6 protein-coding genes are annotated in these 8,707 nt (G+C 59.6%); 2 read left to right on the top strand and 4 right to left on the bottom strand.

Translation table 11 applies throughout. The features are described 5' to 3' along the window. Positions 1 to 251: 251 nt before the first annotated feature. The 4 genes from E5201_RS15170 to E5201_RS14715 are packed head-to-tail and all read right to left on the bottom strand — an operon-like array spanning position 252 to position 4,782. Positions 252 to 419 carry a topoisomerase DNA-binding C4 zinc finger domain-containing protein gene (locus E5201_RS15170; protein WP_425456588.1) on the bottom strand — a complete coding sequence of 56 codons (168 nt, stop codon included), beginning with the start codon at positions 417 to 419 and terminating at the stop codon, positions 252 to 254. A gap of 25 nt (positions 420 to 444) precedes the next feature. Next, positions 445 to 3,183 (bottom strand): UvrD-helicase domain-containing protein, encoded by a 2,739-nt coding sequence (locus E5201_RS14725; protein WP_219993658.1) that lies wholly within the window; start codon positions 3,181 to 3,183, stop codon positions 445 to 447. Between the two features lie 2 nt (positions 3,184 to 3,185). Further along, a complete protein-coding gene (locus tag E5201_RS14720) occupies positions 3,186 to 4,511 on the bottom strand; it encodes a type II toxin-antitoxin system HipA family toxin (protein WP_246050820.1) in 1,326 nt (441 codons plus the stop codon). Further along, complete coding sequence (locus tag E5201_RS14715; RefSeq protein WP_181404672.1) at positions 4,498 to 4,782, bottom strand: helix-turn-helix transcriptional regulator; 285 nt, start codon at positions 4,780 to 4,782, stop codon at positions 4,498 to 4,500. Before E5201_RS14715 ends, E5201_RS14720 begins: the two co-directional genes overlap by 14 nt. A 503-nt stretch (positions 4,783 to 5,285) precedes the next feature. Between E5201_RS14715 and E5201_RS14710 the strand changes: the two genes are divergently transcribed. Both E5201_RS14710 and mcrC read left to right on the top strand, forming a co-directional pair. Beyond that, entirely contained in the window at positions 5,286 to 7,499 is a 2,214-nt protein-coding gene (locus E5201_RS14710; protein WP_140987206.1) for an AAA family ATPase, read from the top strand. Then, positions 7,499 to 8,650 (top strand): 5-methylcytosine-specific restriction endonuclease system specificity protein McrC, encoded by a 1,152-nt coding sequence (mcrC, locus tag E5201_RS14705; RefSeq protein ID WP_140987205.1) that lies wholly within the window; start codon positions 7,499 to 7,501, stop codon positions 8,648 to 8,650. The genes E5201_RS14710 and mcrC overlap by 1 nt, the downstream gene beginning before the upstream one ends. Positions 8,651 to 8,707 lie beyond the last annotated feature (57 nt).

The raw sequence follows: 8,707 nt of genomic DNA, 5'->3' as shown, positions 1-8,707 counted from the left end.
GAACGATTTTATAACCCAACCCGACGGCATTCAACCCTGGGCTATCTCAGCCCTATAGACTTTGAACAAAAGCTCGCTCAAACTTGACGAGCTAAACTTCGTGTCCGTCAAACCAGGGACAGGCCAGACAGCGTCTCGGCCCATCCGGGTGACGATCCCTCGCGCGGAAAGAACGTCCGGATCGGGACGTTTTCTGCTCTTAAGCGAGTGTAAGTCCAAATATCGTCCCGTTCGGGATGATTCTCTGAATCTCACTGCCTCCGTCGGCTGCGGCCCCCGCGACGGGAGAGATTCTGTGTGCCCTTGCAGGCGGGGTAGTTTACGCAGCCGAGGAACGTGCCGTTTCGTCCGCGGCGCTCGACAAGCCATCCGTCTGTGCATTCGGGACAAGCCGGGAATGCTGCGCCGCAGCTGCAGATGAGATTGTCGGGGTCTGTCGGCTTCTTAACGGGCAGCCCATTGCCGCAGGTGCTGCAGGCTTTCTGGGTCTGGCCGCAGAGATGGCGATGCTCGCACGCGAAAAAACGTACCGCCGCTCTGGGATGTCTGCGCGAGCATCCGTCCGCCGCAGGCCTGGCAATGGCGCTCGGCGATGCCGGGCTCGCCGACCTCAATGGCCTGGTAGTCGGAGTTTTCGATGAGTTCTCTGGCGAAGGAAGAGGGTTTTTGCCGGTCAGCGAGAATGGTGACGGATTGCCTTGCGCGGGTCAGCGCCACGTAGAAGAGGCGGCGCTCCTCAGCGTGCCCGAAATTCTCAGGTTCCGGAAGGACAAGGTCAAGAAGCGGGTCATCGACGATTTCCGAAGGGAATCCCATCGTGTCGGTGACCGCGCGCAGGATGATGACGTGATCGGCCTCAAGGCCCTTGGAGGCGTGGACCGTCATGAAACGGATCGACAGTTTTGGAAACTGGTCTGCGAGCGCGTCGAGCGACTGAGGACGGGCGTGATGGTAGCGTCCCAGCAGGAGCACGCTTGTGCCGGGAGCGGCGGTGGCTGAGAGGTCGTCGAGAGCAGATCGCAAGGCATCGCCTTCCTGGCCCCATCTGTAATAGGCGACCATGATGGCTGGGGCCGTCGTGGTCGCGGCAGGGATGACGGTCTTTTTGATTTGCGCTGGGTTGCGGAGTACGAACTGGCGCGCCGGATGGGCAATCTTATCAACGCTGCGGAAGGTGCGCCCCAAATCGACGGTGCTGTGCACGCCGTTGTTGCCGGCGAACTTGCCGCCAAACTCAGCGCCGAAATTGCGCATCAGATGGATATCTGCACCGGTGAAACGGTAGATGGATTGCCAGTCATCGCCGACGGCGAACAGGCGTGCATCGTCATGCTGCGCCTTCATGGCACGAAGCAGCCGCGCACGCCCTTTGGAGATATCCTGGAACTCATCGACCAGGATATGGCGGTAAGGGCTTTTGTAACGGCCACTCTCAATATGGGCGGTGGCGCGGACAATCATGTCCTCGAAGTCGATCATGTCGCCAAGGCGCGCTTCATAGGCGTCGATCAGAGCATCGAAGATTTTCAGGAATGAGCGGCTGCGCGGCACATCCCCTGAGGGGGCGGCCCGTGCTTCGCACCGGGTGATGGTGGCGCCGGAGCTTTTGAAGTGCCTCAAGAACGTGCCGAGGGTCTGCGTGAAGGCATCGACCTGGCCCATCGCCGCGAGGGTGGTGAAGAGCTGGTCGGTGGTAACGGGCTTGAAGGCGACGTGGGGAGCGAGCTTGTCCTTGAGATTGTCGAGCAGCTTGCCCTCGACCTTCTCGTAACTGAATGTTTCGATAAGGGTCGTGCCGTTCGCAGCGTGCAGCTGGCGCTTCCATTCCATGTCGGCAAGGTAGCGTTCGCGGTCGATATAGGGGGCGGTCGTGAGGCGCACTGCACCATTAATGCCGCGCTCTTTGCGGACGCCGAAATGCTCGATGTAGATGCCGCTCTCCGTTAGCCGGAAATCAGGCCTGTAAGGACCGCGGGCATCCTCGGGGAGCGGTCCTTCATAGAGTGGCTCGTATTCGAACGCGATGCCGTGGCGATAGAGCCAGTTGGAAATCTCCCATTCTTCGAAGCTTTTGACGAGGTCGCCATTCAGCGTGCGGAGCTCATGGGCCTCCACCCACTGGAAATAGCTATCCTGTGTCTTGAAGTCCCATTCGCTCTTGTATGGCCAATAGAACTCGGAAAACCAATCCAGTATGAGCTTGCCAAGCCCGGCCTTCGAGGCGACTTCGTTGAGAAGAATGTCCCTGAGCAGCGCGCGGAACTTGGCGTCATCACTGGCATGGTCGGCCAGCGCCGGACCCTTGCCCTCAACCTCGCGGATGATCCGGTTACCAAGCGCGTGAAAGGTTAGCGCGTCGACGTCTACGCCCGCCCGTTCCTTGATGCGTTCCGCCATCTCGGAGGCGGCGTCTTTGCCGAAGGCGAGGAGCAGGATTTCGTCTGCTTTGCGGATGCCGCGTTCAACGAGATAGGCGGCCTTTGCGACGATGACACTGGTCTTGCCTGAACCGGCGCCTGCGAGGACGAGCGTTGCGTCCTCGTCTGTCACGACGGCAAGGCGCTGCTCCGGCGTCAGCGGGTTTTTCTCGATCGTGTCGAAAAAGCCCTTCATGTCGGCGAGGTCGGAGTCGATGAAGCGCTGGATGGCGGTGCGGCGCGCTTCTTCGGGATGTTCTTGGAAGGCGCGGACAATTTCAATGAGCTTCTGCTGATCCTCTGAGAGGACGCCGTCAGGGATGGTCTCTGGCAATGACTCCATTACGGTGGTTGCGCGCGTCAGGAAGGGGGAAAGAAGGCAGGCGGCGGGGTAGCGGCGGGGCTGGCCGAGGCGCGCGATGACTTCGGACAGCGCGGTCAGTTCGTCTTGTGCCGTTTCGAATTGTTTGAGGAAGTGGGCGCGGAAGGCTTCGTTGGCCGCAGAGATGAAGCTGGCAGCATCGTGCGGTGGTACGCCTGCGAGCCTTGCGCTCTGGCCGCCGGCCAGCTTCACTTCTATCGTGGTGAAACCCAACGTGCTGGTGATCTGCGCCGGGCCCACCCATGACGAAAAAGGCGCTTGATAGCGGCTGCCCAGGAAGGTGATGCCAGAAGCGGTCTGCTCGGCAGCCCATGAGGCATGGCCGAGGGAGCGAAGGAAGGCTCCCGGCCAGGCGCGTCTTTTGAGCTGGTTGGGCGCTGTCATTGTCAGGCGCCTCGGCTCGCGAGCAGCTTGTTGTGTGCGGCGCCGAAGGTATCCTGCAATGCCTTGTGGTTATCGAGGCCTTCGAGGGCGTAGCTGTTAAGAAACTGGCGTCCGGCAAACAGTTTGCGGTCGACGGGGCTGAGGTCTGCTTCCTCGCAGACTGCCTGCCAGTGTTCGGCGATGGTTGTGATCTGGTGTTCGATCAGCGCGGCGGCCTCCGCCTCTTTCAGGTGATAGTCGGGCGCGGCAGCGAGCACAGTGGCGAGCGTACTGGCGCGGCTCTCGCCCTTGATCAGCATGGCCTGCGTGGCTTCGTTGCCGGTGCGGCCCTGCGGGCAGATGTCATAGGCGGGCGTCAGGGTCAGCCTTTTGCCGTCCCAGAAGGCGGCATGGTTGCGGGCGTGGTCGTCGGTATTGCCGCACAGCACGTTGAAGCAAATCCGCCCGTAGAGCTCCTTGAGCGTGTCCTTGGGATCGGTGAAGCGGTGGCGGATCAGTTCGGCGAGGTCTTCGTATGAGGCATAGCGGGCCATCATTTCATCAAGGCCCAGCATGGTCAGGGCTGAGACCATGGCGTGCCTCGTCCAGCCGTCCTTTGTGTGCGTGCGGTCAAAGCGCTCGATAAGCAGCACATCCTTATGGGCGGCACTGGTCATCGACACGGGCGCGGCGTTGAGTCCGCAGGCAGATGCCAGCTTCATCGCGATGAATTCGGCCTTCACGACGCTGTAGGTGTCGTTGGCGGCTGAGAATTTGGCGATGAATTTCTTCGTCCCGTCGTCAATGAGCGCCTTCGGGCGGGCGCCGCCAATCGACGTGCCGTGATTGAGGGCCTGATCCAGCGCGGGGGTCAGGGGGACGCCTTTTTCGATGAGGGCGGCCGCCTCCATGAGTTCGTCAAGCGAGGCTTGTGCGGCAAGGCGGGGGACATACTCTGTGGCCGATGCCTGAAAATCGAGGGCGCCAATGCGGTCAGAGCCCGATTGGAGCAGGAAGGTCAGCTCGCTGATTTCCGGCACGCCGGCAGCATCAGGTTTCTTGCCCGTCAGCCTGTTGATGATGACACGGCGGCCCCAGGCATCCGGCGAGCCGTCGCGGATGCAGCTTGCCATCTGGAGGCCGTTGATGGGCGCGGTGACTCCTTCCTGGAGTGGCAGTTCAGGCTCGTAGATGGGAATGGCGCTCTTACGGCGCCGGTAGCTGGCGCCGTAGGTAAAGAGCAGGCGTTCGCCATCCTGGTCGAGGCGGCCGGCCACCACCGGTTCCGTTGCCCCCGGCAGCCACATCCAGACAAAGGCTTCTGTCGCGTCCGCCTTAGAAGTCATCATCGACCTCCTTCACGGCGTGGCGGACGCTCTTCGGCAGCAGGGTCAGTTTTTCGTCAAGGCGGGCATTGTGCATCTGCAGCGTGCGCTCGTCATAGTCGAACAGGCGCACGCCGACGATGGAGGCGACCTCAAAGACGATGCCGATCTCAGGGCCCGGCGCGCCTTTTTCGATACTGGAAAGGGTGGTGCGGCTGATACCGGCGCGGTCCGCCAGTTCCTGCGCGGTCAGGCCGCGCTCGGCCCGGCCGACGCGGATCAGCTTGCCGAGCATGGCGAGCGCCTGATGCGTGATTCTAGAGTAGCTTCTTTGACGGGGCACGGTTATACCTGTTTTGTTCATTTGAGTGGACGTGAGGCCTTCTCATGTCCATAATTTTGTACATTGTGCCATGGGGCTGGGGGATAGTCAAGTTTTGTTCATTTGATTGGTCATAAGGATAGTTCGCGGCCAGAATTTTGTACATTATTAAGAAATGGCGCGACCGCAGGCGGTCAGGCTCTCGGCTTTGCCCGGAGCCCCGCTCACAGGTCTCCGCCCGTGCGGGTAACGATCCTTCGCACTAGCTTAGGGAGGACTCCGGAGCCACCACCAAAGCAGGCGCTGGCTTCGGCTGTTTCCGCCGCCGCCCCTCAGCTGGCGAGGGCGACGGACGGCTCCAGACGAAGCAGAGCTTTATGGCTATGGAAATATACCTGCACTATCAACGCTCAGCGCGTTCAAGAGCTTGCCGTTGCTCGGTGGACATTGCAACATGGGGCGCAATGGGGGAACTAATGAGCTTAGATTTAAATAGAAGTTATAAGGCTATTCTTGAGCGCGCCCGGCAGGGAAAGTTTGTAACCTACGGTGACGTTGCTGCCGCAAGTGGCGTAGAGTGGAAGAAAGCCCGTCGCCCTATACCCCAACACCTCGATAATCTTGTGAGGATTGCTCATGAACGCGGCTGGCCGTTGCTTACCGCGATAGTCGTTAACAAGGACAGTGTCGAAACGGGGCACCTTGAGGGGGATGCACTGTCCGGCTTTCTCGCTGCCGCGAAAAAGCTCGGTCTGACAATCGATGATCCCCAGAAGTTTCTGCGCGAACAGCAGCAAGCCGTTTTCTCTTGGGCGGGCACCGCGCCGGATGAGCTAGGCGTAGAGGTTGAGGCATCATCAGAGGATGATGTCGGTGGCCCGCGCTTTGTCAAATACTTCAACCCGGTGCTCATGGCGCTGCAGGCGCTTGGTGGACAGGCTGCGCCGGAGCAGGTTTATGCGTGGATCAAAGAGAACAATGACATTCCCGAGGATGAGATCGCGGCCCTGAACAAAAGCGGGCAGTCGAAATTCGAGAACAAGATTGGTTGGGCGCGGTTCTATCTGGCAAAGGGTGGGCTCATTGACGGCAGCAAGCGCGGGATATGGGTGCTGACGGCCGAAGGGCGGAACTCCAGCCTTACCCCTGCGGAGGCGCTGGAGCTTTTCCGGGAAGTGCGGACACAGTTCAAGGCTACCGATGACGAAGAAGAAGCAGCGCCGGACACGGTTGCAGGGCACGAGCTTTTTGCCGACCCTGCCCGCAGTTTCTGGTTTGTCGGCGCGTCATGGGGTGGCACTGATGATCAGGCGCCCAGATTCTTCCAGGAAGGGATCTGGCAAAACGGTCAGCACAACAAGTTCACCGATGAAATCATGCGGATGAAGGCGGGTGACCGGATCGCCATCAAGGCGTCCTATACACGCAAGCGCGGCTTACCGTTCGACAATCGCGGTAAAGTCGTCTCTTGCATGAAGATCAAGGCGATTGGGACCATCACCGAGAATTTGCGAGACGGTAAAACCGTCAAGGTGGATTGGGAAGTTCTGGACCCGCCACGGGAGTGGCTATTCTACACTTACCGAGTCACGGTCGTGGAGGCGGATAGCAGCGATGAGCTGGCGCGCCGCCTCATCCTTTTTACCTTTGCCAACGGCAAGCAGGATTATGATTTCTGGATTAATGAGGTGCCGTATTTTGCCAAGAAGTACAGCACCGGGTTGAAATCACATTCTCTCGAAGAGTTCTTCGAAGACGAAGAGTTGGAGACCGAGGAAGAAGCGGCTGCGCCCTCCTACACGATTGCGCACATTGCCGATGAAGGATGCTTCCTTCCCGCCGAGACTCTCGCGCAGCTCATTGCGCGCGTCGAGAGTAAGAAGAACCTGGTGTTGCAGGGGCCGCCCGGTACGGGCAAGACGTGGCTTGCCAAGCGACTTGCTTACGCCCTTATCGGATCGAAAGACCCAAAGGTAACCCGTGACAGGCTGCGTGTCGTTCAGTTTCACCCGTCCTTGTCATACGAGGATTTTGTTCGAGGCTGGCGACCCTCTGGTGAGGGCAAGCTCAAGCTGACAGATGGGATATTCCTTGAAATCGTCGAGGCGGCGAAAGCCGAGCCCGACCGGCCGTTCGTCCTCGTCATCGAGGAAATCAACCGCGGCAACCCTGCGCAGATATTCGGTGAGCTGCTGACCCTGCTTGAGGATACCAAGCGCAGCCGTGAAGAGGCGATGGAACTTGCCTACCGCCTGGATGCTGACGAACGCGTTTACATACCGCGCAACCTTCATGTGATCGGGACGATGAATATCGCTGACCGGTCGCTCGCCCTTGTGGATCTGGCGCTGCGCCGCCGTTTCGCATTCATCCATTTGGAGCCGCAGTTGAACGGGCTTTGGAAAGAGTGGTGCACGGCGCGGTGCGGCGTCTCGGCTGACGTCATCGCGTTAATTGAGCAGCGCCTCAACGCGCTCAACGACGAGATCGGCCAGGACCGCTCGCTCGGGCCCCAATACCGCGTCGGGCACAGCTATGTGACCCCGCAGCCAGGAGCAGCCATCGCCGACGGCAGAGCGTGGTTCAAGGATATCGTCGCCACGGAAATCATCCCCCTCCTGGAAGAATACTGGTTTGATGCACCTGACAAAGTTGCTAGCGCTTCGGCCAAGCTGCTGGAAGGGTTTTGATGCTGGCGGCGGCATCGGAGCAGACGGTCTCGGCCGAGGGTCGGTTGATCGGCCGGATTCCCGTGCGGAACATCTGGCTCTTGTTCCTGTATGCGTCGAACCTCGCCCGGTTTCATGGGCAACATATGGCAGAGGTAGAAGACGCGCCTGACTTCCCGTCGCTGGTCGCGCGCCTTCTTTGCTATGCCGTCGACAGGCGTCTGCGGCGTAACCTCAGTCGCGGTTACCAGCGCCGTGAGGCCATTCTGCCGCGTGTCAGGGGTCGGATCGATGTCCTCAGGACCTATTCGGGCGACCTTCTCAACAAGGGGATGATCGCCTGCCGCTTTGAGGAATTCACCTTCGATACACCGCGTAACCGCCTCGTACGCGCTGCGCTCGACGCGATGGCTGCCCGCGTTGATGATGCCGTTCTCAGTCATGAATGTGCCCGGTTGGCCGGAGACCTCGGCCGGCAGGGGGTGGAAGGCGTAAAGCCGTCGCGGCCCGAGATGAGCGCCGACCGCATGGGTCGCCATGATGTGGATGACCTGTTGATGGTGACGCTGGCGCGGCTGGTGTTTGATTTACTGCTCCCGACTGAGGATCAGGGTGGCCACGCCATGACGCAGGTGGAGAAGGACGAGGTACTGGTCAGGAAGTTGTTCGAGAAGGCGATCGGAAATCTTTACAAGATCGAACTGGCGCATAGCGGTTGGTCAGTAAATCAGGGAAGGCCGCTCGCTTGGCAGATCGCGTATTTGACGCCGGGAGCACAAGCCCTGTTTCCCGGCATGAAGTCGGACATTACGCTAGAACACAAGGCGCTCGGTCAGCGCATTATCATCGATACGAAATTCACGTCCATTCTCGCGCAGTCCCAGCACAGAGAGGCCGTACTCAAGAGCGGTTATATTTATCAGCTCTATACCTATTTGCGAAGCCAAGAGCGGCCGGACGACCCGTTGTCTTTGAACGCGGCGGGTATGTTTTTGCATCCGGTTGTCGGGGGCGACCTGGATGAGAGCGTCGAAATTCAGGGGCATCAGATCAGGTTTGTCACGGTCGACCTCAGCCAGTCGTCCTTGGCAATTGTGGGGCGCCTTAAGCAATTGATATTGCGCTCGAATGAGCACTCAATCGGCGACTTGACCGTGAGTGCACGAAACTAAAATAAAGTCTGTAGGATTGCCTACAGCAAAAATTTTCCTTGACAGTGAGCTGGGTTG

It is taken from the genome of Asticcacaulis tiandongensis, assembly GCF_006475605.1.
GTDB lineage: Bacteria > Pseudomonadota > Alphaproteobacteria > Caulobacterales > Caulobacteraceae > Asticcacaulis > Asticcacaulis tiandongensis.
This window is presented reverse-complemented; position numbering and strand designations above follow the sequence as displayed.